Here is a 21,213-nt window from a genome sequence, read left to right as displayed (position 1 = left end):
CACGGGCACGATGTCCTTCCAGGTCGAGGTCCTGCGCGGACTCTACGCCGCTGGCCCATGGGTCGCGGACCCGAGGCGTCCGCGAACGCTTCTACGCTGGGTCCATGGCCACGCACTGGACCCTCGGCTGCGACGCGCAGGACCCCCAGCGCCAGGCGACCTTTTGGGCCGCTGCGCTGGGATACGTCCGGGAGCCGGGGTTCGAGGACCCGGACGCCGCCTCGATCGTGGACCCGGAGGGTCTCGCGCCGGCGATCGGCTGGCTTCGGGTGCCGGAGGCCAAGACAGCCAAGAACCGGCTCCACCTGGACATCCGGGTCGCGGGCGAGCCGCCGTGGGACTGGCCGGCCCGGGCCGAGCTCATCCGGACGAAGGTCGAGCAGCTGCTGGGCCTCGGGGCGAGCACGGTGCGCGAGGAGGAGTACGCCGACGACCAGGGCCGCACCGTCCTCGGTCACGTCGTCATGCTGGACCCCGAGGGCAACGAGTTCTGCGTCGCGTGACCGCGCGGCAACAGCGGGCTGCGCCGACGAGCTGCGGCCGCGGCTGCAGGAGCTGTCGGCCTAGGTCCGGGGACCGGACGGAGCCGGGGCGACGTCGCCGACCTGCAGCTCGTGGCCCACCCGGATCGTCCCGGAGCCGAGCAGCCGGCACACTGCTCCGCCCCGCCCGTGCAGGGCCCGCATCGCCCCCGGGCCGAGCCAGTCGTCGAGCAGCCGGCAGGGCGCTGCGAGCCGGACGACCTGCAGCTCGACCTCCCCGATCCGCAGCAGGGTGCCAGGCCGGGTCGGCACCGAACCGTGGGAGACCGTGACGTTCCGTCGGGTGCCGGTGGCGGGGACCGGCCGGCCCAGGTCGGCGGCGGCGTCGTCGAGGTCGCTGCGGGACTGGATCGTCACGTGCCGGTGCCGGCTGCCGTGGTAGCGGTCGCCGACCAGGCCCACCCCGGCCTCGGCGTCGACCTGATCGAGGGTCCGCACGGGCAGGCGGCTGCCGGGCGCGATCCCGATCTCCACGACCCGCACCGGGTCCTGCGGCTGCGGCATACGCCCATCATGCGTGAGGGAACCGACGGTCCTGCCACCAGGTCTCACGCCTCGATGACGCAGTCCTCCTCCGGCGTGGAGCAGCACAGCAGCACCTTGTCGGCGGCGATCTCGCGAGGCCGGATGCCGCCGCCGTGCCGCATGTCGACCCGGCCGGTGAGCAGCTGGCTCTTGCAGGTGCCGCACACCCCCTCCGCGCAGGACGACGGCAGGCTCAGCCCCGCCTCCGCGGCGGCGGCGAGGATGGTCTGACCGGCCGCGCAGGTCACCTGCCGACCGCTGCGGGTCAGCGTCACGGTATGCGTCCGAACCGGACCGCGGGGGAGGTCACCGGGTGGTCCGGTCACCACGGCCCCCCCGGTGTCGAGCACGAAGGACTCCTCGTGACACCGCGCGGGATCGCACCCCAGCTCGCTCAGCAGCCCGCGCACGCTGTCCATGTACGGCGCGGGGCCGCAGGTGAACACCTCCCGCGCGGCCGCGTCCGGCACCAGCGCCCCGAGCAGCTCGCGCGTGAGCCTGCCCCTGGCCCCACGCCATACCTCGTCGTCGCCGTCCCCCTCGCAGACCACCGCGACCCGCAGCCAGGGCAGCGCCGCCTCCAGCTCCTCCAGCTCGTGCCGGAAGATGATGTCGGCCGGGGTCCTCGCGCTGTGGACGAAGACGACGTCCGTGGGCACGTCCGCCCCGGCGAGCGTCCGCAGCATCGACATGACCGGCGTGATCCCGCTCCCGGCGGAGAGGAGCAGGTAGGCGGGGGCCGGGTGCTCGTGCGTGCTGAAGACCCCCATCGGCCCGCTCACCCGCACCCGTCCCCCGATGCCGAGCCGGTCGTGCAGCCAGCCGGACACCGGCCCCTGCCGCTTCACGGTGAGGGTGATGCTCCCGGTCTGCAGCGGGGAGGAGGCGATGGTGTAGCAGCGGCTGAGCTGCTCCCCGTCGACCTCGACGGTGACCGTGACGTACTGACCGGGCCGGAACCACAGCGCCGCCCCGCCGGGCACCGCGAGCGTGAGGCTGCGCACGTCATGGGTGACCTGCTCGACGGCGACGCAGACCAGGGCCTCGTCGACCTGCTCACGGTGGGTGCCGGTGCTCGGCTCCGCCAGGACGTGCGTCATCGGGCGAGCTCCTCGCGCAGCCGCGCGACGTACCACGCCACGAAGGACTCGACCTGACGCTCGCTCGCGGAGTAGGGGCCCGGCAGGTAGCCGGGGTCGCCGACGCCCTGCTGCGCCCGGGCGCAGAACTCGCCGTCCTCCTCGTTGGTGTGGTCCCACACCTGGGTGAGGCTGGTCAGGTCGTAGTCCTCACCCTCGACCGCGTCCTCGTGCACGAGCCAGGTGGTGCGCACCAGGGTCCGGTCCGGGGCGAGGGGCAGCACGGCGAAGGTCACGATGTGGTCGGAGAGGAAGTGGAACCACGCGTTCGGCTGGGTGTGCACCGAGGCCCGGCCGAGCCGGGCGGTGTCGAAGTCGCCGAGCAGCCGGCGGCAGGCCACCGCCCCGTCGAGGGTGTAGGACTCGCCGGCACCGTCGAGGGCCTCGCGCTGGACCCGGTAGGCCGTGACCCGGTCCTCGTCCAGGGCCTCGACCTCGGCGAAGGCCATGCCGCGCTGCAGGCAGGCGGCCTCCAGGTCTGCCTCGGCCGCCAGGTAGCGCTCGTGGGCCGGCATCAGCCGGGCGGGGATCTGGTCCCGGTCGTAGCCGTAGGTCGGGAAGAAGGTGCAGGTCAGCTCGGGGTGACCGCCCTCGCAGTGGTAGCACTCCCGGTTGTTCTCCATCACCAGCTTCCAGTTGGCGTGCTCCACCAGGTCGTGCTGGGCGGCCACCTTGGTCCGCAGCGGTTGGTGCGGGTCGAGGTAGGGCGCGACGGTGGCGGCCATCTCGTCCACATCGGCCGGCGGGTCGTCGGCGAGGCTGACGAAGATCAGCCCGGACACGGTGCGCACGTGCACCCGTCGCAGCCCGAAGCAGGAGCGGTCGAAGGTGGGTGCCTGGTCGCCGGCGTGCAGCAGGGTGCCGTCGGTCGCGTAGGTCCACCGGTGGTAGCCGCAGACGATGTTGCCCACCGAGCCGGAGCGCTCGGTCAGCACCCGCGAGCCGCGGTGCCGGCAGACGTTGCGCAGTGCGCTGACCTGCTCGTCGTCGTCGCGGACGACGATGACGGAGTGGGGCCCGATGTCGATGGTGACGAAGTCGCCGGGCTCACGGATCTCGGCCTCGGTCGCGACGAAGACCCAGCTGCGCGCCCACACCGCCGCGAGGTCGGCGTCGAAGACCTCCTGGCTGGTGTAGAACGGCGCGTCCAGGCTGAAGCCCGGCGTCCTGCGGGCGACGAGGCCGGCGAGGTCGGTCGCCTCGGTGGCGGCGGTGAGGGTGGTCATCGGGTCCTCCTTCGGGTATGCCGGTCAGATGGGCAGGCAGAGGCGCAGGGCGTCGTAGGTGGCGGCGTGGATGTTGCGGCTGGCGACCGCGTCACCGATCCGGAAGAGCTGGAAGCCCTCGCCGCCGACCGGCTGCGGCCGGACGTCCAGCAGCGCCTGGTGGTCGACCGCGCCGTGGTTGGCCGACAGCGGCACGAGCTCGTGGTAGAGGTCGTCGTTGGGCAGGGTGCCGTGCTCGATCACGACCTGGTCGACCTGCCGCTCGGACTCGGCCCCGGAGTAGTCGTGCCGCAGCCGCGCGACCACACCGCCTCCGGGATGGCGGGTGACACCGACCAGCCGGGTGGCCAGGGTGACCGCCACGGAGTGCTCGTCGAACGCCCGGAGGTAGGCGGGTGAGTTCATCCCTCCGACGAGCGGCGCCAGCGTCCGCTCCGGGGTGACGAACTCCACCCGTGCACCGCGGGTGGCCAGCAGCTCGGCGGCGTCCACCCCGGGCTCGGCACCGTTGTCGTCGTAGACGAGCACGTTGCCCCCGGCCCGCACGTCGCCGGACATGACGTCCCAGGTGTCGCGCACCAGCGACCCGCCCTCGGCGAGGAAGCCGTGGTTCGGCATACCCCCGGTCGCGACGATCACGACGTCCGGCTCCTCGGCGAGCACCGTGTCCGCCTCGGCGAAGACGCCGAGGCGCAGGTCGACCCCCGTGTGCTTGAGCTCGCTGACCCGCCAGTCGACCACGCCGATGAGGTCGCGGCGGCGGGAGGGCCGCGAGGCCAGCCTGACCTGGCCGCCGGGCAGGTCGTCGGCCTCCAGGATGACGACGTCGTGGCCGCGCTCGCCCAGCACCCTGCCGGCCTCCAGGCCGGCCGGGCCGGCGCCGACCACGACGACCTTGCGCCGCACCGTGGCCGGCGGGACCACGTGGCCGAGGGTGAGCTCACGTCCGGTCGCCGGGTTGTGCAGGCACTTGGCGTCGCCGGACTCGTAGATCGCGTCCAGGCAGTAGTTGGCGCCCACGCAGGGCCGCACCCGGTCCTCCTCGCCGGCGGCGATCTTGGCGACGAGGTAGGGGTCGGCCATCTGCGGGCGGGTCATCCCCACCAGGTCCAGCAACCCGTCCCTGATCGCGTGCCGCGCGGTGGCCGCGTCGGAGATCCGCGAGGCGTGCATGACCGGGATGTCGATCTCGCGGCGGATCTCCCCGGCGAAGTCGAGGAAGGGTGCGGAGGGGGTGCCCATCGAGGGGATGACCCTGGCCAGGGTCGCGTCGCTCTCGATGGTGCCCTTGATCACGCTGAGCAGGTCGATGCCGTCCTCGGTGAAGGCGCGCAGCGCGGTCAGCGCCTCCTCACGCTGCAACCCGTCGGGTCGGTCCTCGTCCATCGACATGCGGATCGCGAGGACCGGCTCCGGACCGATCGCCTCCCGGACCGCCCGGATGACCCGGCGCGGGAAGGCCATGCGGTGCTCCAAGGATCCGCCCCACTCGTCGTCGCGGTGGTTGGTCGCGGGGGAGAGAAAGGCGTCGAGCAGGTGGCCGTAGCTCTGCAGCTCGATCCCGTCCAGGCCCGCCTCGACGCAGCGCTGGGCGGCGCTGACGTAGTCGTCGACGACCCGGTCGAGGTCCCACGCCTCGGCGACCTTGGGAAAGGCACGGTGCGCGGGCTCGCGCAACGGGGAGGGATAGATCGTCGGGAGCCAGTCGGCGGTGTAGTTGCTGGTCCGCCGACCCAGGTGGGTCACCTGGCACATCACCGCGGCCCCCTCCGCGTGCACGGCGTCCGCGAGCCGGCGCATCCACGGCACGATCTCGTCGCGGTGCAGCTCCAGGTTGCCGAAGGCCGGGGGGCTGTCGCGCGCGACGACCGCCGAGCCACCGATCATGGTGAGGCCGACGCCGCCGCGCGCCTTCTCCCGGTGGTAGGCCAGGTAGCGCTCGCGCGGGAGTCCCCCCTCGGCGTAGGCCGGCTCGTGGCTGGTGCTGACGACCCGGTTGCGCAGCTGGAGGCCCTTGATCCGGTAGGGGTCCAGGAGGGGGTCGAGGGTGCGCACACCGTGAGTCTGCGGGTGCCTGACGGCGCCGCACCAGCGCCGAAATCTGCACGGTGTCGTGCACACTGGCTGCATGATCGACCGGCGCCTCCAGGTGCTGCGGATGGTGGCGCAGCGCGGCACCGTCACGGCCGCCGCCGAGGCGCTCAGCTACACCCCCTCCGCGGTCTCGCAGCAGCTGCGCGCCCTCGGCCGGGAGCTCGGGGTCGAGCTGCTCGTGCACGACGGGCGCGGGGTGCGGCTCAGCCCCGCCGCGCAGGTGCTGCTGGCCCGGACCGACGACCTGGTGGACCGGTGGGAGCAGATCCGCGCCGAGGTCGCGCGGGTGGCGCAGACCGGGGGCGGGGTGCTGCGGCTCGCGGGCTTCTCCACGGCCGCGTCGGCACTGCTGCCGGGGGTCGCGGCACGCGTCCGGGCCGAGCTGGGCAGCGAGGTGCAGATCATCGAGGCCGACCCCGAGGAGTGCTTCGAGCTGCTGCTCACCGACCGGGCCGACATCGCGGTCGTCGTGGCCGTCGCCACCCTCCCCGCCAGCACCGATGCACGTTTCGAGCAGCGCCACCTGGTGGACGACCCGATCGATCTCCTGGTGCGCGAGGGTCACCCGCTCGCGGCGAGGACGTCGGTCGCGCTGCGCGACCTCGCGGAGGAGCGCTGGATCATGGATCGGCCTGGACGGCCTTACCACCAGCTGCTGCAGACCGCGTGCACCGAGGCCGGCTTCACGCCCTCCGTGGCCCACTTCGCCTCGGAGTGGGACACCGGTGCCGCCCTCGTCGGCGCCGGTCTCGGCATCGCGCTGGTCCCGCGCCTCGCGCAGATCCCCACGGCATACCCGGTCGTGCGGGTGCCGCTGCACGGTGACCCGGCCCCGGCCCGGCACCTGCGGACCGGCATCCGCCGTGGCAGCAGGGAGCAGCCGGCCATCGCGGCGGCGCTCACGGCGCTCGAGGCGGTCGCCCAGAGCCGCCGCTGACCGGTCGGCTCACCGCGAGCCGGCCTGGTACGCCTCCCGGATGATGGCGCAGAGGTCGTCGAGCCAGACCGGTGCGTCCTGGCGCCACCAGATGAGGTGGACGGCCACGGTCGGGGCGTCGCGCACCCGGCGGAAGACGACGCCCTGCCGGGAGTACTGCGCGGCCGTGGCCTGCGACGTCAGGCCGATCGCCCGGCCGGCCGCGATGGTGGTGAGCCACTCGTCGGTGCCCCGCACCTCGCGGTAGGCCCGGGGCGCCTGCTGCGGCGTCCACAGGTCGGGCGTGGTGGTGCCGGTGGCGACGTCGCGCGCGACGACCTGCCCCGCGTAGTCGGCCATCCGCAGGCTGCGACGCCGGGCCAGCTCGTGCCCGGCCGGCAGCGCCGCCACCCGGTCCTCGTGCCCCAGCAGCGCGCTCGCGATCTGCGAGACGCCCGGGTCGCGCCGGACGACGGCCACCTCCGCGATCCCCTCGGTCAGCCCGGCGAAGCGGGTGGTGCTGTTGACGAAGGTCAGCTCCGAGCCTGGGCGGCGCCGCGACCACGCCCGCTGCACGGTGGCCGTGTGCGCGCCGAGGGCGGCCCAGGCATACCCGACCCTGACCTCCCGCCCCTCGTCCTGGGCGGCCCGGACGACGGCGGTGGCCTCGTCCAGCACCCGGCGCGCGTGGCCGAGCACGCGACGCCCGGCGACGGTCAGGGTCACCACCCGCCCGCCCCGCTGCAGCAGCCGCACCCCCAGCGCGGCCTCGAGCGACCCGACGTGGCGGGAGACGCTCGCCTGGGTGGTCCGCAGCGAGATCGCGGCGTCGGTGAACGTCCCCTGGTCGACGACGGCGACGAAGGAACGTAGGTCGCGCAGCGAGGGGTCGGCGTCGGACATACGTGAAGTGTATGTCGATCAAGAGTTGTGCATTTCTCGTATGCCCCGGCACCGCCAACACTGGAGGCATGTCGGTCGCCCCACCCCCGAGCCTCGCCCCGTCGCGCCCTGGACGCACCCGTGCGCGGGACGTCGCGCTGATGCTCACCGCGGCCGGCAGCACGCAGGTGGGGGCCGCCTGGGGCAGCCACGCGTTCTCGGCCATCGGCCCGGCCGGTGTCGTCGCGGTGCGGCAGCTCGTCGCCTCGGTGGTGCTGCTGCCGCTGACCCGTCCACCCGTGCGCCGGCTGACGCGGACCCAGTGGCTGAGGATCGTCTGGCTTGCGGCGATGTTCGCCGGCATGAACCTGTCCCTCTACGCGGCCGTGGAGCGCATCGGGCTCGGCCTGGCGGTCACGCTGGAGTTCCTCGGCCCCCTCGCGGTGGCCCTGCTGGGCTCACGCTCGGCGCGCGACCTGGCGCTCGCCGTGGCCGCGGGGATCGGGGTCTACGTGCTGGTGCTGCCGGGGCCGAGCAGCGACCACGTCGGCGTGCTCCTGGGCCTGGCCGCGGCAGCCTGCTGGGGCGGCTACATCCTCGCGAACCGGGCGGTGGGCGCCGTGGTGCCCGGTGTGCAGGGCACGGCGCTGGCCACCGCGGTCACGGCGACGGCATACCTCCCGGTGCTGGTGTGGCTGAGCGTCACCGGACGGTTCACCACCGCCGCCTTCGGGTATGCCGTGGTCGCCGGGGTGCTGTCGACGGTCGTGCCCTACACCCTGGACCTGCTCGTGCTGCGGCGGGTGCCGGCCGGCGTCTTCGGGATCGCCATGAGCGCCCACCCGGTGCTCGCCGCGCTCGTCGGGATGGTGCTGCTCGGCCAGCTCCTCGCCCTGCACGAGTGGGTCGGTCTGGCCGTCATCGTGGCCGCCAACGCGGTCACCATGTCCACCCGCCGGGCGGGTGACCCGGGTCAGAAGACCGGCTTGCCGCCGGTCACCCCGAGGACCGTCCCGGAGACGTAGCTCGCCTCGTCCGAGGCGAGGAAGACGTAGGCCGCAGCCACCTCCACCGGGTGTCCGGCGCGCCCGAGCGGGGTGTCGGAGCCGAAGCCCTCGACCTTGTCCGCCGTCATCGTCGCCGGGATGAGCGGCGTCCAGATCGGCCCCGGTGCCACGGCGTTCACCCGGATGCCGCGCGGCCCCAGCTCGGCCGCGAGATTGACCACCAGGTTGTTGAGCGCGGCCTTGGTCGCGGCATAGTCCAGCAGGTGGTCCGAGGGCGAGTAGGCCTGGATCGAGGTGGTCACGACGACCGAGCCACCCGTGTCGAGCTGACCGGCCAGTGCACGGACCAACCAGAAGGGGGAGAACACGTTGGTGGCGAAGGTCCGCTCGATCTGCTCGGGCGGGAAGTCCTCCAGCACGTCGTGGGTCATCTGGTATGCCGCGTTGGCGACGAGCACGTCCAGCCCACCGAGTGCCTCGACGGCGTCCCGGGCGACCTGCTCGTTCGCCTCGCGGTCGGTCAGGTCGACCGGGAAGAGGTGGCAGGTGCCTCCCGCCTGCTCCACCAGGTGCCGGGTGCGCTCGGCGTCCTCCTGCTCCTGCGGCAGGTGCGCCACCGCCACCGAGGCGCCTTCCTGGGCGAAGGTGAGGGCGACCGCGCGGCCGATGCCCGAGTCGCCGCCGGTGATGAGTGCCCGCCGGCCGACCAGCCGCTCCCGGCCGGTCCAGGACTGCTCGCCGTGGTCCGGCTGCGGGTCGAGGTCGGCGACGGTGCCCGGCCACTCCTGGTGCTGGCCGGGGATCGAGGACAGGTCAGCTCTGGTCATGGGTGCTCCTGGGTCGGGTCGGTCAGACGTCTCGCGCCCACCGGCGCAGCTCGGCACAGGCGTCGAGGAACTCCTGCGGCGTGACGGACTCGAGGTCGAGGCAGGCCTCGTCCAGGCTGTCGGCGATGCCGCCGGCCTCGAGCATCGCCCGGGCACCGGGGAGGTGGCCGATGACCTTGTAGTGGCTGAAGGCGTCCGCGACGAAGTCGCGGGTGGCAGGGTGACCGGCCAGCTGCTCGGCGGCCGGTCCCGCACCCAGCAGGGCCACCGCGTCGAAGAGCACGGAGGGGGCTCCGGCGACGGTGTGGTCCACGGTGCGGCGCTCGCCGTCGGCGAGGGTGACCCCACCCACCTTGAGCCCGATCGTCTCCACCAGGGCGCCGCCCTGCTCGAAGGTCTGCTGCAGCCCGTCCAGCACACCCGCGTCCACGCCGTCGCTCACGAGGATGCCCAGCTTGCGGCCGGCGAAGCTCTCCGGCGCCCGAGTTGTCATGCTCAGCGCGGGTGAAGCCGGCAGGTCGTGGTTCGGCCGGGTGTGCGGTTCGGTCGCCTCCGGCAGCTCCATCCCGAGACCGTCGGCCACGGCGGCGGCCAGCTCCTCGTCGACGTTGCGCAGGTTGGCGACGACACGCGTGCGGATCTGGGGGATCTCGCACTTGGAGAGCTCGAAGACGAACGACATCCGGATGTGCTGCTGCTCCACCGCGCTCTGGCTGCGCCAGAACTGCCCGGCCTGGGAGTAGTGGTCCGCGAACGACTCCGGCCTGATCCGGCGGGTGTCGCCGCTCACCGGGCGTTCCGCGCTGCGGAAGCCCTTCTCCGCGTCCGCGCGCGGCCCCGCCGCTGCTCCGGTGAAGGAGTTCGGCTCGTAGGTGGCCCGGCCGGCCTGACGCCCGGTCTGCATGTGCCCGTCCCGCTGGAAGTGGGCGACCGGGCAGCGGGGCGCGTTGACGGGGAGCTGGCTGAAGTTGGGGCTGCCCAGCCGCTTGAGCTGGGTGTCCAGGTAGGAGAAGTTGCGACCCTGGAGGAGCGGGTCGTTGGTGAAGTCGATCCCGGGCACGATGTTCTGGGTGCAGAAGGCGACCTGCTCGGTCTCGCTGAAGACGTTGTCGACGGTGCGCTCGAGCCGCATCGTGCCGATCACCCGCAGCGGCACCTGCTCCTCGGGGATGAGCTTCGTCGCGTCCAGCACGTCGAACTCGAACTGGTCGGCGAACTCGTCGTCGAAGGTCTGCACGGCGAGGTCCCACTCCGGCAGGTCCCCGTTGGTGATGGCCTGCCACAGGTCCTTGCGGTGGAAGTCCGGGTCGGCCCCGTTGATCTTCACCGCCTCGTTCCACACCACCGACTGCAGCCCTTGCCTGGGCACCCAGTGGAACTTGACGAAGGTGCTCCGACCGTCCTTGTCGACGAACCGGAAGGTGTGCACGCCGAAGCCCTGCATGAACCGGAAGGAGCGTGGGATGGCGCGGTCCGACATCTGCCACATCAGCATGTGCGTCGACTCGGGCATCAGCCCCGCGAAGTCCCAGAAGGTGTCGTGGGCGGACTGCGCCTGCGGCCAGCCCCGGTCCTGCTCCTCCTTCACCGCGTGGATCAGGTCGGGGAACTTGAGCGCGTCCTGGATGAAGAAGACCGGGATGTTGTTGCCGACCAGGTCCCAGTTGCCCTCGTCGGTGTAGAACTTCGTCGCGAAGCCGCGCACGTCCCGGGCGAGGTCGAACGACCCCAGGTTGCCGGCGACCGTGGAGAACCGGACGAAGACCGGGGTCTGCTTGCCCGCCTTCGCGAACACGGAGGCGCAGGTCAGGTCCGAGAGGTCCTCGGCGGCGGTGAAGGTCCCGTGCGCGCCGTAGCCGCGGGCGTGCACGACGCGCTCGGGGATCCGCTCGTGGTCGAAGTGGAAGATCTTGTCGCGCAGGGCGAAGTCCTCGAGCAGCGTCGGCCCCGCCTCACCGGCCGTCAGCGAGTTCTGGCCGTCCGACAGCGGCTGCCCCTGGGAGGTGGTGAGCGTGGGCTGGTCGGGGCCGGGCTGCTGGTGCAGCTCACCGCCGTGACCGGGCTGCGTCCGCTCGGTGTAGACCGCGTTGTCCGCCGCGGCGCCGGCGTGCCGCGGGGTGGGCGGTGCCGGAGCCTCGGGTGCCGGCGGGTAGTGCGGTGCGGACGGCTCGTGCAGGTCCACTGCTGAGGTGGCGGTGTCGTTCTCGCGCGCGGCCATGTGAACCCCTCGGTGATCGGGTGACCGGTGACGTGGCGGTCGCCGGACGGGACCACGTCGACGTTAGTCACGGCGCGACCGGCCCACACCACCCGTCAGGGTGTGATGGGCGGCCGCACCCCGACCCACTACCGTCGTCCGCAGGAGCCGACCGCGGCGCATACCGGGTGCCGCAGCGAGGAGGAGCAGATGAGACCGCTCGGCGGTGAGGTCACGCTGCACATGGACGCGCCACCGGACCGGGTCTGGGCGCTGATCAGCGACGTCACGCGGATCGGCGAGTTCAGCCCCGAGACGGTCGCCGGGCGCTGGACCGGCGGGTCGACCGGACCGGAGGTGGGCGCGACCTTCGCCGGGAAGGTGGTGCGCAACGGCGTGGGTCCGACCTACTGGTCCGCCTGCCGGGTCACCCGCTGCGAGCCGGAGCGGGTCTTCGAGTTCTCCGTCGGCACGAAGAAGGTCGCGGTCAACAACTGGGGCTACCGGCTCCAGCCGTCCGGTGGCGGCACCGACGTCACCGAGTACTACCGGCTCGAGCCGATGCTCCCGCTGCGGGTCTACTGGGCGCTGCTCGGGAGGATGCGCGGGCGCACCAACGAGCAGGGGATGCGCACCACGCTGGAGCGGATGAAGGCCGTCCTCGAGGGGTGACCTCGACGGTGGTGCAGGAACGGTGCGTCACATCCGTCGTCAGGGCGACGGATGTGACGCACCGTTCCTGCACCAGGGTGGTCAGCCGAGGATCTCGCGCAGCGCTGCGGCGAACTCCTCGGGCTTGCCGGCGGGCTGGCCGTAGACCTCTCCCATGAATCCGCCGTGGTCACCGGGCACGACCACGGCCTCGCCGCCCAGCGCCCGCGCCACGGACCGGGCGCCGCGGGCGGCGAACGTCTCGCCCGAGTCCTCGCCGACGGCCAGCACCAGCCGGTCCCCGAGCGTGCCGAGCCGCTCCACGTCGAGCTCCAGCGCGTTGCACGCGGGCAGGTTGCGAAAGAGCGGGTCGTCGCGCGACCCGTCGTCCTCAGCCGGCATGCCGAAGGCGGCGGGGTCAGGGGCGGGCTGCTGGAGGTATGCCGCGTCCAGCTCACCGGGCGCCATCACGAGCGCGATGAACTGGGCCATCGCGTGGCCGTGGCCGTCCCGCTCGTAGGTCTGCTCCAGGTCCGCGCAGGCGGCGAGCAGCGTCTCCCGGTCCGGCAGGTAGGTGGCCAGCGGCGGCTCGTGGGCCACGACCCGGCGCACGTCCTCCGGGTATGCCGCGGCGTGCGCGAGGGCGTTGACGGCGCCCCCGCTGGAGCCGAAGACGTCCACCGGCGCGGCGCCGAGAGCCTCGACCACGCGGTGCAGGTCCTCGGCGTGCTGCTCCGGGGTCATCGGGTCGGTGCCCCGTGGGTTGCGGCCCGAGCCGCGCGGGTCCAGGGTCACCACCGGCCGGTCGTCGAGCTGCTCGGCGAGCGCCAGGAAGCCCACCGCGTCCATCGGCGAGCCGAAGGCCAGCAGGACCGGGCGGTCGGGCGAGGCGTCCGCGAGATCGCCGTGGACGTCATACGTGATGAGGTCGGCGCCCTCGCCGACGGTGCGGGTGTCGCTGCTGCCCCGGGCTGCGGTCATGGGGTCCATCATGGACCCATGGACAGCGAACAGCGCGTCATCACCGCCAGCCGCGACATCGAGGCGCCGGCGGAGGTGGTCTTCGAGCTCATCGCCGACCCGGGCCGCCAGCCCGACTGGGACGGCAACGACAACCTGGCCGAGATCGTCCGGGGCGAGCGGATCCGCGCCGTGGGCGACGTCTTCTCGATGCGGCTCACCAACGACAAGGTGCGCGACAACCACGTCGTGGCCTTCGAGGAGGGTCGCCGGGTCGCCTGGCGACCGGCGAGCGAGGGCCAGGACCCGGCCGGGCACGAGTGGGGCTGGCAGGTCGAGCCGCTGGGCGAGGGTCGCTGCCGCGTGACCCACGTCTACGACTGGACCGAGCTCACCGACGAGTCCCGCCTGGCCAAGGCCCGCAGCACCACCGCCGACAACCTGCGCGCCTCGCTGGATCGGCTCGCCGCGGTCGCCGAGGGCTGACCGCCTGGCGGCACGCGGAGCCCGGTGCGTAGCCTCGGGGTCCATGGGCGAGGAGACCTGGGACGACCGCGACGCCATGCACGCCGACGGGGTCTGAAACGTCGTCGTCGAGATCCCTCGCGGTAGCCGGAACAAGTACCAGGTCGGAGCCGACGGCGAGATGTGGTTCGACCGCCGGCTCGGTGGACCGGCCGGTTTCCCGGGCGACTACGGGTATGTCATGGGTGCCGACGGGGAGGACGGCGATGCCCTCGACGCACTCGTCCTCATCGACGAGCCGACCTTCCCGGGCATCCGGATCCGGTGCCGGGTGGTCGCCGGCTTCCTGCTGCAGGTCGGTGAGATCGAGGAGACCAAGCTCATCTGCGTGCCGCTGCACGACCACCACCGGGACCACCTCCAGGGGTTGGAGGACCTGCCGCAGGCCTTCCGCGACGAGCTCGACGCCTTCTTCGAGGCCTACCGCATGCTCGAGGTCAAGAAGGTCAGCGTGCTGGAGCACCAGGACCGCGACGCGGCGGTCGGGACGCTGGTCGGCGCTCCGTCCTGACGGCGTGCCGCCGACCCGGCGTCCGGCGCTCCCCAGTCTCCCGACGCGATAGACTGGAGCCGCTGCCCTCGGTGGGTGCCCACCCAGACCGGCCCGGCGGCATATCTCCCTGACACCACCGACGATTCTGCGAGGACTCGCCCTGTCCATGCTGCCTGCCTCCGCGCCCTCGACCACCCCCGACCCGCACTCCGTCCGCGCCGCGCTGCGCAGCCCGGCGCGGCTGCGCACCGAGATCCTGGCCGGCCTCGTCGTCGCGCTGGCCCTGATCCCCGAGGCCATCTCGTTCTCCGTCATCGCCGGTGTCGACCCGCGGGTGGGGCTCTTCGCGTCCTTCACCATGGCGGTGACCATCGCGGTCGTCGGCGGTCGCCGGGCCATGATCTCCGCCGCCACCGGGGCGATCGCACTGGTCATCGCCCCGGTCGTCGCCGAGCACGGCCTGGACTACCTCATCGCCACGGTGCTGCTGGCCGGTGCGCTGCAGATCGTGCTGTCCCTGCTGGGGGTGGCCAGGCTGATGCGCTTCCTGCCGCGCATGGTCATGGTCGGCTTCGTCAACGCGCTGGCGATCCTCATCTTCATGGCGCAGCTGCCCCACCTGCTGGGGGTGCCCTGGCTGGTCTACCCGCTCGTCGCGGCCGGCATCGCGATCATGGTCCTGCTGCCGCGGGTGACGACGGTCGTCCCCGCCCCGCTGGTCGCCATCGTGCTGCTCACCGCGATGGCGCTCGCCGCGGGGTGGAGCCTGCCCGACGTCGGCGACGAGGGGCGGCTGCCGGACAGCCTGCCTTCCCTGCTGGTCCCGGACGTCCCCCTCACCTGGGAGACGCTGCAGATCATCGCGCCGTATGCCCTCGGCATGGCGCTCGTCGGGCTGATGGAGTCGCTGATGACCGCCAAGCTCGTCGACGACATCACCGACACCGGGTCGGACAAGACCCGCGAGGGGTGGGGACAGGGCGTAGCCAACCTCGTCACGGGCCTCTTCGGCGGCATGGGCGGCTGCGCGATGATCGGCCAGACCATGGTCAACGTCAAGGCCTCCGGCGCGCGGACCCGGATCTCGACCTTCCTCGCCGGCGTCTTCCTGCTCGTCCTCGTCGTCGCGCTCGGCGACCTCGTCGCCTCCATCCCGATGGCGGCGCTGGTCGCGGTGATGATCATGGTCTCGGTCGCGACCTTCGACTGGCACAGCATCGCCCCGTCGACGCTGCGCCGGATGCCCAAGAGCGAAAACGTCGTCATGCTCGCGACCGTCGTCACCACTATCGCCACGCACAACCTCGCGATCGGCGTGGTGGTCGGGGTGCTCACCGCGATGGTCGTCTTCGCCCGCCGGGTCGCCCACTTCACCCAGGTCGTCACCGTCCCCGGCGACGACCCCGAGGTGCGCACCTACAAGGTCGTGGGCGAGCTCTTCTTCGCCTCCAGCAACGACCTGGTGCACCAGTTCGACTACGCCGGCGACCCCGGGACGGTGGTCATCGACATGAGCGACTCGCACATCTGGGACGCGTCGACCGTCGCCGCCCTCGACGCGATCGAGCGCAAGTATGCGGCGCACGGCACCACGGTCGACATCCAGGGGCTCAACGAGTCCAGCCTCTCCCGGCACCGCCAGCTCGCCGGACGGCTCGGCAGCCTCTGACCCTGCGCGGCCTCAGTGCTCCGCCGGGTCCACCCAGGCGGTGAAGACGGGGATGCCGTGCCAGGCGCCGCCGTGGTCGAGCGCGACGGCGACCACCGCGTGCGGCCGGTCCAGGCGCAGGTGGATCTCCCGCACCAGGACCTCCTGCTCCTGGGGCAGCCCCGCGGCGCGGACGGCCATTCCGGTGACCGCGGCCGCCTCGAAGCCGGTCGCCGAGTAGGCGGCCACGGCGCTCTGCCGGGCCCCGCACTCGGCCGGTCGCTCGGCCGGCAGGACGAACCGACCCATCGCGGCCATCGCGGCCGGGAAGCCCGGGGCGGCCGACAGGTCGTGGTCGCTGCTGATCCGCCACGCCGGCACCCAGCCGGTCCACTCCTCCACCACGTCCCGGAAGCTAGGCCGCACCTCCCGGCGCTCGGTCACGGTCCAGGCGTGGCCGTCGGCGCTCACCTCGACGCCCTGCAGCATGCGCGGGCTGGCGAAGCGGGCGGCGACCTCGTGCGCCGCCGCGATCACCCGCCCGGGTGGCACCTGGGGGTCGGCGATGACGCTGACGACGGCCAGGCCGGAGGAGGAGGTCGGGGCGACCACGCCGACCTGCCCCGCGGCCCCGGTGTCGAGGACGGCGTGCCGGGCGGTGGCGGCCTCGGTGCCGAGACCACCGTCCGCCTCCTCGGTCAGCGGCGTGGTCCACGAGATGCGGCTGGCCAGCGCGGACGCCAGCACCAGGCGGGTCAGCTCGGTGATCTCCACCGGGAAGCTCTCGATCAGGCCGTCGGTCCGCTCGCTGGCCCAGCGGTCCGCCCCGGCCTGGTCCGGCAGCGGCCCGTCCTCGACCCGCTCCGGCACGGACCACGCGGCGAAGTCCTCGGTGAGGCTCCCGGCGTCCGCCCACCGCGCCACCGCCGCCGCGACGGCGGGGTGCGGGTCGTCCAGCAGCCGGGTCAGCGCGGCCACCGCCTCCTGCGGGCTCAGCCCCAGGGCGTCGGTGAGGGCCGCGGCACCCGGCTCGTCGGCGCTGCCGCTGCCTGCCGCCAGCGCCAGCAGCAGCCACGCGCCCAGGCCCGAGCACACGCCAGGCCCGGTCAGCACCTGCGCGTCGAGCTCGACGGCATACCGTCGCACCGCCTCGAGCGTGCGCGCCTGATCGTCCGACATGACCCCGATCCTGCCACCCGTAGGCTCATCGGGTCGGCCACGGCGAGGAGGACTCTGATGCGCAACCCGGTGCAGGACTATCTCGAGCAGATCGTCGAGCAGTGCGGCGACTCGGGCGGGGAGGTGGCCGCCTACATCCCCGAGCTCGCGGCGGCCGACCCCGACCGCTTCGCGCTGTGCCTCGCGAGCGTGGACGGCCAGGTCTACGAGGTGGGGGAGGCCGACCACCGCTACAGCATCCAGTCGATGTCCAAGCCGTTCACGTATGCCCTCGGCCTGCACGACCAGGGCGTCGAGGCGGTGGCGCGGAAGGTGGACGTCGAGCCGTCCGGTGACGCCTTCAACGAGATCAGCGTCTCGCCGGACACGGGGAGACCGAAGAACCCGATGATCAACGCGGGGGCGATCACCGCGTCCTCGCTGGTCTCCGGCGACAGCGGCGACGCACGCTTCGCCCGGGCGCTGGAGTGGTACGGCCGCTTCGCCGGTCGCGAGCTCGAGCTGGACACCTCGATCTACTCCTCGGAGCTGGGGACGGCCCACCGCAACCGGGCCATCGCGCACATGCTGCGCGAGTTCGGGATCCTCGAGGGCGACCCGGAGGAGGTGCTGGACCAGTACGTCCGCCAGTGCTCGGTGGCGGTCGACACCCGCGACCTGGCGCTCATGGCGGCGACCCTGGCCAACGGAGGACGGCAGCCGCGCACCGGGGAGCAGGTGCTCGACCCCACGCTGGTCGAGCACGTCCTGTCGGTCATGACCACCTGCGGCATGTACGACGCGGCCGGGGACTGGGTGACGGCCGTGGGCATACCGGCCAAGAGCGGGGTCAGCGGCGGCATCATCGGCATCCTTCCCGGACAGGTCGGGTTGGCGGTCTTCTCACCGCGGCTGGACGCGCACGGCAACAGTGCCCGCGGCGTCGCGCTCTTCGAGCGGATGTCGACCGACATGGAGCTGCATCTCATGCACGTCAGCCGAGGCTCGCGCAGCGCCCTGCGCAGCAGCTACTCGCTGGCCACCGCCCGCTCCACCACGCGCTGGCAGGGCGCGGACCAGGAGGTGCTGGAGCGGGTCTCGGACCGGGCGCGGGTCTACGAGCTGCACGGCGACATCCTCTTCGCCGGGGCCGAGGCCGTCGTCCGCCAGGTGGTGCAGGACGCGCCCGAGCTGGCGATCTTCGACCTGACCCACGTCAACGACATCGCCGAGGTGAGCCGGGTGACGCTGCTGGCGCTGCGGGACCGGCTCCGGGAGGAGGGCTCGGAGGGGATCGCGGTCGACCCGGACGGCGTCTTCCCCGACCCGGACGCCGGGACCGACCAGGCCTCGCCGATCTTCACCGACCTGCCCACCGCGATCGAGTGGTGCGAGCGGCAGCTCATCCGCACCCACTGCGGCCCGCGCAAGGAGCCCGACCCGGTGGAGGACCACCCCCTGGTGCGCGACCTCGACGGCGCCGCCCTGGAGGCGGTGCGCGCGGCGATGACCCGGCGCACTGTGCCGGGGGGCGAGGTGGTCCTGGAGGCGGGCGGCGGCTTCGCCGGCATCCACCTCATCGTCGCCGGGAAGGCGGTGGCGGAGGACACCGGGCCGGACGGCGAGCTGATGACGCTGGTGACGATGGGGCCGGGCACGTCCTTCGGCGAGCTCGCCCTCGGCACCGGTGAGGTGCAGGAGACGACGATCCGCGCCGCGACCGAGCTGGAGCTGCTCGTCCTCTCGGCCGACGACCTGGCACGGATCACCGAGGACGACCCCGCGGTCGCGCTGCCGATCTGGCAGGCCATGGCCCGCGACGGCTACCGCGTGGCCGACCGGGCGCTGCGCCGCAGCGCCGTCCGCGCCGGCTGAGCTCGCGGGGCTCCGGCCCACGTGCCCACCGACGAGCCACCGCGTCGTCCCCAGGATGTGCACAGCCTGTGGAGAACTACACCGGTGTCATTCGCCGTCCCCACGTGCGGCCCGACGTGCACCGCGGACCTGAGCACGGGCATACCGTGGGGGAGCAGGCGTCGTGCACGTCCGCCGTCGCACCCGGACCGATGAGTCACCGGCCGGTCGACGGTCGGACCAGCGCCCCATCCATCCATCGGGAGACGAGACGATGAGCGAGCTGACCGACCTGCTGGACCGCCACCTGGACCAGGGCACCGCCCCCGGCATCGTGGCCGCCCTGGGCGACGCCGACGGCGCGATCGAGGTCGCGGCCGTGGGCGAGCTCGCCGAGGACGCGGTCGTGCGGATCGCGTCGATGACCAAGCCGGTGCTCGCGGTCGCCGCGCTCCGCCTGGTGGGCGCGGGGGCGATCACCCTGGACGACCCGGTCGAGCGATGGGTGCCCGAGCTCGCCGACCGGCAGGTGCTGCGGTCGCCCGACGCCGCGCTGGACGACACGGTGCCCGCGCGGGGCAGGGTCACGGTGCGGCACCTGCTCACCTGCACCTCGGGCTACGGCATGGTCCTCGAGGAGTCGCCGCTGCAGGAGGCGATGCGGGAGGCCGGCGTCGAGGCGGGCCCCGACCCGCTCACGCTGAGCGCCCCGGAGTGGCTAGGGGCGCTCAGCTCGCTGCCGCTGGTGGCGCAGCCGGGGGAGAGGTGGCGCTACCACCACTCCTTCGGGCTCCTCGGCATCCTGCTGGGGCGCGTGGCCGGGCGACCGCTCGGCGACCACCTGGCCGACGACCTGCTGAACCCGCTGGGCATGCACGACACGGGGTATGCCGTCGCCCCCGGCGCCGCGGACCGCCTCCCCGCGGCCTACCGGCGGCAGGACGACGGCACGCTGGTGCAGATCGAGCCGGCTGGTGCGGGCCACTACGTCGCCGACGACGCCGCGGACCGGGCGCACGACGAGCTGGTCTCGACGGTGCGGGACTACGCCGCCTTCGCCCGGGTGCTGGCAGCCGGTGGGGTGCACGACGGCGAGCGGATCGTCGGTGCCGAGCTGCTCGCCCAGCTGCGGGTCGACCAGGTGCCGGACGCCGCCAAGGACTCGGGCAGCTTCTTCCCCGGGTTCTGGGACTCCTCGGGCTGGGGCTTCGGCGTCGCCGTCGAGCGGACGGCAGCGCACGCGGGCCGGTTCGGCTGGTCCGGCGGCCTGGGCACGGACCTGTGGGTGGACCCCCGCTCCGGGCGGTATGCCGTGCTGCTCACCCAGGTCGAGATGGACGCTCCCGTGATGCAGCTCTTCAGCGACCTGCAGCAGCTGTGACCTCGGCGGCGGCTCAGCCCTGGGCCACGCCGTAGACGTGCTCCACCCGCAGCCGGACGACGAGCCGCCGGTCGGCCACCATCGCCTGGCGGTACTCGTCCCAGTCGGGGTGCTCGCCGTTCGCGTCGCGGTAGAGCTGGACGAGGTCCTCGACCACCGGGTCGTCCTCCGCCCCGGCGACGGGTGAGAGCTCGACGGTGCCCTGGGCGACGGCATACGACCATCCCGACGAGCTGGTGACGTAGAGGCTCCCGCGCGGGTCGCGGCGCAGGTTGGCGACCTTGGCCCGGCCGTCGGTCGTGGAGACCCGGACGAGGGTCGCCTCGGGGTCGATCACGTAGGTCACCATCGACAGCTGCGGCCGGCCGTCCCGCTTGATGGTCGTGAGGGCGCCGGTGCCGCCCGCCGTCAGGATGTCGCGCAGTGCTGCCTCCATGCGCCCACTATGGCGCATCCTGCTGGACCCTCACCCGTACGTCGGGTACTGCGGCCAGCCCTCCGGGCTGTCCTCCCAGTCCTGCTGCCGCCCGTAGACCGTGCGGTCCATGATGTGCGCGACCGGCAGGATCGCCTCGGTGCCCCGTGCGCCCGTCATGTAGGTGAGGTAGGGCCTGCCGTCGTGCAGCAGGTAGTACGAGTACCCCGGGAGGGGGAAGGGTGAGCCGTCCTCGCCCTCGACAGTCCAGCCCCAGTCGTCGTGGTAGCTCGTCCCCCCGGAGGAGACCCACGTGTGCGGCCAGCCGTGCTGCGCTCGCCACGCCTCCAGCTTGTCGATCGGTGCCTGCGAGATCATCGCGAAGGCGATGCCCTCCTCGCCCATCCGCTCCATGTTGGCCGGCAGGTTGTCCACCGCCCACGTGCAGCTCGGGCAACCCTCGTCCCAGTCCACGCCGTGCATGACGTTCTGCACCAGCAGCAGGTAGTGATCGCCGAAGAGCTCCACCAGCGTCACCGGACCGTCCGGGCCCTCGAAGGTGTAGTTGTCCACCTCCACCATCGGGAGCCGGCGACGCGCGGCCGAGACCTGGTCGCCCAGGCGGGTGACCTCCTTGTCCCGCGCGACCTGCTCCTCCAGGGCGGCGTCGAAGGCTGCGCGGTCGACGACCTGCGGGGCCGCCTCGGGCTGCTGCGTCTTGGGGTTGCTCATGGGTGTCGTCCTCCGGTCGTCCTGGTGTCGACCAGCGTGCC

At 72.9% G+C, this 21,213-nt stretch carries 20 protein-coding genes; 9 read left to right on the top strand and 11 right to left on the bottom strand.

Features of this window, described 5'->3' with window-relative positions; all coding sequences use genetic code 11:
- The first annotated feature begins 104 nt into the window (after positions 1–104).
- Positions 105–503, top strand: coding sequence for a VOC family protein (locus FXF60_RS02415; protein WP_151523675.1), 399 nt, complete (start codon positions 105–107; stop codon positions 501–503).
- 60 nt (positions 504–563) lie between these two features.
- On the opposite strand, the gene FXF60_RS02410 is transcribed toward FXF60_RS02415, so the two are convergent.
- Genes FXF60_RS02410 through FXF60_RS02395 form a run of 4 tightly spaced genes read right to left on the bottom strand, consistent with a single transcriptional unit; the run spans position 564 to position 5,487 of the window.
- Complete coding sequence (locus FXF60_RS02410; protein ID WP_151523674.1) at positions 564–1,046, bottom strand: MOSC domain-containing protein; 483 nt, start codon at positions 1,044–1,046, stop codon at positions 564–566.
- A gap of 44 nt (positions 1,047–1,090) precedes the next feature.
- Positions 1,091–2,167, bottom strand: a complete 1,077-nt coding sequence (locus FXF60_RS02405; RefSeq protein WP_151523673.1) for an FAD-binding oxidoreductase — start codon at positions 2,165–2,167, stop codon at positions 1,091–1,093.
- Positions 2,164–3,432, bottom strand: coding sequence for an aromatic ring-hydroxylating oxygenase subunit alpha (locus FXF60_RS02400; protein ID WP_151523672.1), 1,269 nt, complete (start codon positions 3,430–3,432; stop codon positions 2,164–2,166). The genes FXF60_RS02405 and FXF60_RS02400 overlap by 4 nt, the downstream gene beginning before the upstream one ends.
- Positions 3,433–3,456: 24 nt before the next feature.
- Complete coding sequence (locus FXF60_RS02395) at positions 3,457–5,487, bottom strand: NADH:flavin oxidoreductase (RefSeq protein ID WP_238335663.1); 2,031 nt, start codon at positions 5,485–5,487, stop codon at positions 3,457–3,459.
- Between the two features lie 73 nt (positions 5,488–5,560).
- Here FXF60_RS02395 and FXF60_RS02390 point away from each other — a divergent pair, with 73 nt between their 5' ends.
- Complete coding sequence (locus tag FXF60_RS02390; RefSeq protein ID WP_151523670.1) at positions 5,561–6,463, top strand: LysR family transcriptional regulator; 903 nt, start codon at positions 5,561–5,563, stop codon at positions 6,461–6,463.
- A gap of 9 nt (positions 6,464–6,472) precedes the next feature.
- On the opposite strand, the gene FXF60_RS02385 is transcribed toward FXF60_RS02390, so the two are convergent.
- Positions 6,473–7,345 carry a LysR family transcriptional regulator gene (locus tag FXF60_RS02385; RefSeq protein ID WP_151523669.1) on the bottom strand — a complete coding sequence of 291 codons (873 nt, stop codon included), beginning with the start codon at positions 7,343–7,345 and terminating at the stop codon, positions 6,473–6,475.
- Between the two features lie 68 nt (positions 7,346–7,413).
- Here FXF60_RS02385 and FXF60_RS02380 point away from each other — a divergent pair, with 68 nt between their 5' ends.
- Positions 7,414–8,349, top strand: a complete 936-nt coding sequence (locus tag FXF60_RS02380) for an EamA family transporter (RefSeq protein ID WP_238335662.1) — start codon at positions 7,414–7,416, stop codon at positions 8,347–8,349.
- Here FXF60_RS02380 and FXF60_RS02375 read toward each other — a convergent pair.
- Positions 8,298–9,158 (bottom strand): SDR family oxidoreductase, encoded by an 861-nt coding sequence (locus tag FXF60_RS02375; protein WP_151523668.1) that lies wholly within the window; start codon positions 9,156–9,158, stop codon positions 8,298–8,300. The two genes, FXF60_RS02380 and FXF60_RS02375, sit on opposite strands and share 52 nt — an antisense overlap.
- A gap of 22 nt (positions 9,159–9,180) precedes the next feature.
- Positions 9,181–11,376 (bottom strand): catalase, encoded by a 2,196-nt coding sequence (locus tag FXF60_RS02370; protein ID WP_151523667.1) that lies wholly within the window; start codon positions 11,374–11,376, stop codon positions 9,181–9,183.
- A gap of 105 nt (positions 11,377–11,481) precedes the next feature.
- On the opposite strand from FXF60_RS02370, the gene FXF60_RS02365 reads away from it, so the two are divergent.
- Positions 11,482–12,027, top strand: a complete 546-nt coding sequence (locus FXF60_RS02365; protein WP_238335661.1) for an SRPBCC family protein — start codon at positions 11,482–11,484, stop codon at positions 12,025–12,027.
- 81 nt (positions 12,028–12,108) lie between these two features.
- On the opposite strand, the gene FXF60_RS02360 is transcribed toward FXF60_RS02365, so the two are convergent.
- Positions 12,109–12,987 (bottom strand): alpha/beta fold hydrolase, encoded by an 879-nt coding sequence (locus FXF60_RS02360; protein ID WP_238335660.1) that lies wholly within the window; start codon positions 12,985–12,987, stop codon positions 12,109–12,111.
- An 18-nt stretch (positions 12,988–13,005) separates the two neighbouring features.
- Here FXF60_RS02360 and FXF60_RS02355 point away from each other — a divergent pair, with 18 nt between their 5' ends.
- The 3 genes from FXF60_RS02355 (at position 13,006) to FXF60_RS02345 (ending at position 15,653) form a co-directional block, all read left to right on the top strand.
- Positions 13,006–13,452, top strand: coding sequence for an SRPBCC family protein (locus FXF60_RS02355; protein WP_151523666.1), 447 nt, complete (start codon positions 13,006–13,008; stop codon positions 13,450–13,452).
- Between the two features lie 112 nt (positions 13,453–13,564).
- Positions 13,565–14,002: an inorganic diphosphatase gene (locus tag FXF60_RS02350; protein WP_151523665.1), complete on the top strand. Its 438-nt coding sequence runs from the start codon at positions 13,565–13,567 to the stop codon at positions 14,000–14,002.
- Between the two features lie 148 nt (positions 14,003–14,150).
- Positions 14,151–15,653 carry a SulP family inorganic anion transporter gene (locus FXF60_RS02345; RefSeq protein WP_151523664.1) on the top strand — a complete coding sequence of 501 codons (1,503 nt, stop codon included), beginning with the start codon at positions 14,151–14,153 and terminating at the stop codon, positions 15,651–15,653.
- A 12-nt stretch (positions 15,654–15,665) separates the two neighbouring features.
- Here the strand turns inward: FXF60_RS02345 and FXF60_RS02340 are convergent, their stop codons facing one another.
- A complete protein-coding gene (locus FXF60_RS02340) occupies positions 15,666–16,811 on the bottom strand; it encodes a hypothetical protein (RefSeq protein ID WP_151523663.1) in 1,146 nt (381 codons plus the stop codon).
- A 57-nt stretch (positions 16,812–16,868) separates the two neighbouring features.
- On the opposite strand from FXF60_RS02340, the gene glsA reads away from it, so the two are divergent.
- Together glsA and FXF60_RS02330 are read left to right on the top strand one after the other, a co-directional pair.
- A complete protein-coding gene (gene glsA, locus FXF60_RS02335; RefSeq protein ID WP_151523662.1) occupies positions 16,869–18,665 on the top strand; it encodes a glutaminase A in 1,797 nt (598 codons plus the stop codon).
- A gap of 253 nt (positions 18,666–18,918) precedes the next feature.
- Entirely contained in the window at positions 18,919–20,025 is a 1,107-nt protein-coding gene (locus FXF60_RS02330; RefSeq protein WP_151523661.1) for a serine hydrolase domain-containing protein, read from the top strand.
- 13 nt (positions 20,026–20,038) lie between these two features.
- Here FXF60_RS02330 and FXF60_RS02325 read toward each other — a convergent pair whose 3' ends face one another.
- Positions 20,039–20,461, bottom strand: coding sequence for a PPOX class F420-dependent oxidoreductase (locus FXF60_RS02325; protein WP_151523660.1), 423 nt, complete (start codon positions 20,459–20,461; stop codon positions 20,039–20,041).
- A 30-nt stretch (positions 20,462–20,491) separates the two neighbouring features.
- A complete protein-coding gene (locus tag FXF60_RS02320) occupies positions 20,492–21,172 on the bottom strand; it encodes a DUF899 family protein (protein WP_151523659.1) in 681 nt (226 codons plus the stop codon).
- Positions 21,173–21,213 lie beyond the last annotated feature (41 nt).

The sequence above is a fragment of the Serinicoccus kebangsaanensis genome (genome assembly GCF_008919445.1).
Taxonomy (GTDB): Bacteria; Actinomycetota; Actinomycetes; order Actinomycetales; family Dermatophilaceae; genus Ornithinicoccus; species Ornithinicoccus kebangsaanensis.
The sequence above is the reverse complement of the archived record's forward strand: the minus strand, read 5'-3'. Positions and strand labels throughout refer to the sequence as shown.

What these genes read in the sequence shown, in the direction of transcription:
- FXF60_RS02365 (WP_238335661.1), top strand. Translation starts at nt 11,482, where the DNA reads ATGGGCGGCCGCACCCCGACCCACTACCGTCGTCCGCAGGAGCCGACC.
- FXF60_RS02375 (WP_151523668.1), bottom strand. Translation starts at nt 9,158, where the DNA reads ATGACCAGAGCTGACCTGTCCTCGATCCCCGGCCAGCACCAGGAGTGG.
- FXF60_RS02385 (WP_151523669.1), bottom strand. Translation starts at nt 7,345, where the DNA reads ATGTCCGACGCCGACCCCTCGCTGCGCGACCTACGTTCCTTCGTCGCC.
- FXF60_RS02370 (WP_151523667.1), bottom strand. Translation starts at nt 11,376, where the DNA reads ATGGCCGCGCGCGAGAACGACACCGCCACCTCAGCAGTGGACCTGCAC.
- FXF60_RS02345 (WP_151523664.1), top strand. Translation starts at nt 14,151, where the DNA reads ATGCTGCCTGCCTCCGCGCCCTCGACCACCCCCGACCCGCACTCCGTC.
- FXF60_RS02325 (WP_151523660.1), bottom strand. Translation starts at nt 20,461, where the DNA reads ATGGAGGCAGCACTGCGCGACATCCTGACGGCGGGCGGCACCGGCGCC.
- FXF60_RS02320 (WP_151523659.1), bottom strand. Translation starts at nt 21,172, where the DNA reads ATGAGCAACCCCAAGACGCAGCAGCCCGAGGCGGCCCCGCAGGTCGTC.
- FXF60_RS02415 (WP_151523675.1), top strand. Translation starts at nt 105, where the DNA reads ATGGCCACGCACTGGACCCTCGGCTGCGACGCGCAGGACCCCCAGCGC.
- FXF60_RS02330 (WP_151523661.1), top strand. Translation starts at nt 18,919, where the DNA reads ATGAGCGAGCTGACCGACCTGCTGGACCGCCACCTGGACCAGGGCACC.
- FXF60_RS02355 (WP_151523666.1), top strand. Translation starts at nt 13,006, where the DNA reads ATGGACAGCGAACAGCGCGTCATCACCGCCAGCCGCGACATCGAGGCG.
- FXF60_RS02360 (WP_238335660.1), bottom strand. Translation starts at nt 12,987, where the DNA reads ATGACCGCAGCCCGGGGCAGCAGCGACACCCGCACCGTCGGCGAGGGC.
- FXF60_RS02410 (WP_151523674.1), bottom strand. Translation starts at nt 1,046, where the DNA reads ATGCCGCAGCCGCAGGACCCGGTGCGGGTCGTGGAGATCGGGATCGCG.
- FXF60_RS02340 (WP_151523663.1), bottom strand. Translation starts at nt 16,811, where the DNA reads ATGTCGGACGATCAGGCGCGCACGCTCGAGGCGGTGCGACGGTATGCC.
- FXF60_RS02400 (WP_151523672.1), bottom strand. Translation starts at nt 3,432, where the DNA reads ATGACCACCCTCACCGCCGCCACCGAGGCGACCGACCTCGCCGGCCTC.
- FXF60_RS02390 (WP_151523670.1), top strand. Translation starts at nt 5,561, where the DNA reads ATGATCGACCGGCGCCTCCAGGTGCTGCGGATGGTGGCGCAGCGCGGC.
- FXF60_RS02380 (WP_238335662.1), top strand. Translation starts at nt 7,414, where the DNA reads ATGTCGGTCGCCCCACCCCCGAGCCTCGCCCCGTCGCGCCCTGGACGC.
- FXF60_RS02405 (WP_151523673.1), bottom strand. Translation starts at nt 2,167, where the DNA reads ATGACGCACGTCCTGGCGGAGCCGAGCACCGGCACCCACCGTGAGCAG.
- glsA (WP_151523662.1), top strand. Translation starts at nt 16,869, where the DNA reads ATGCGCAACCCGGTGCAGGACTATCTCGAGCAGATCGTCGAGCAGTGC.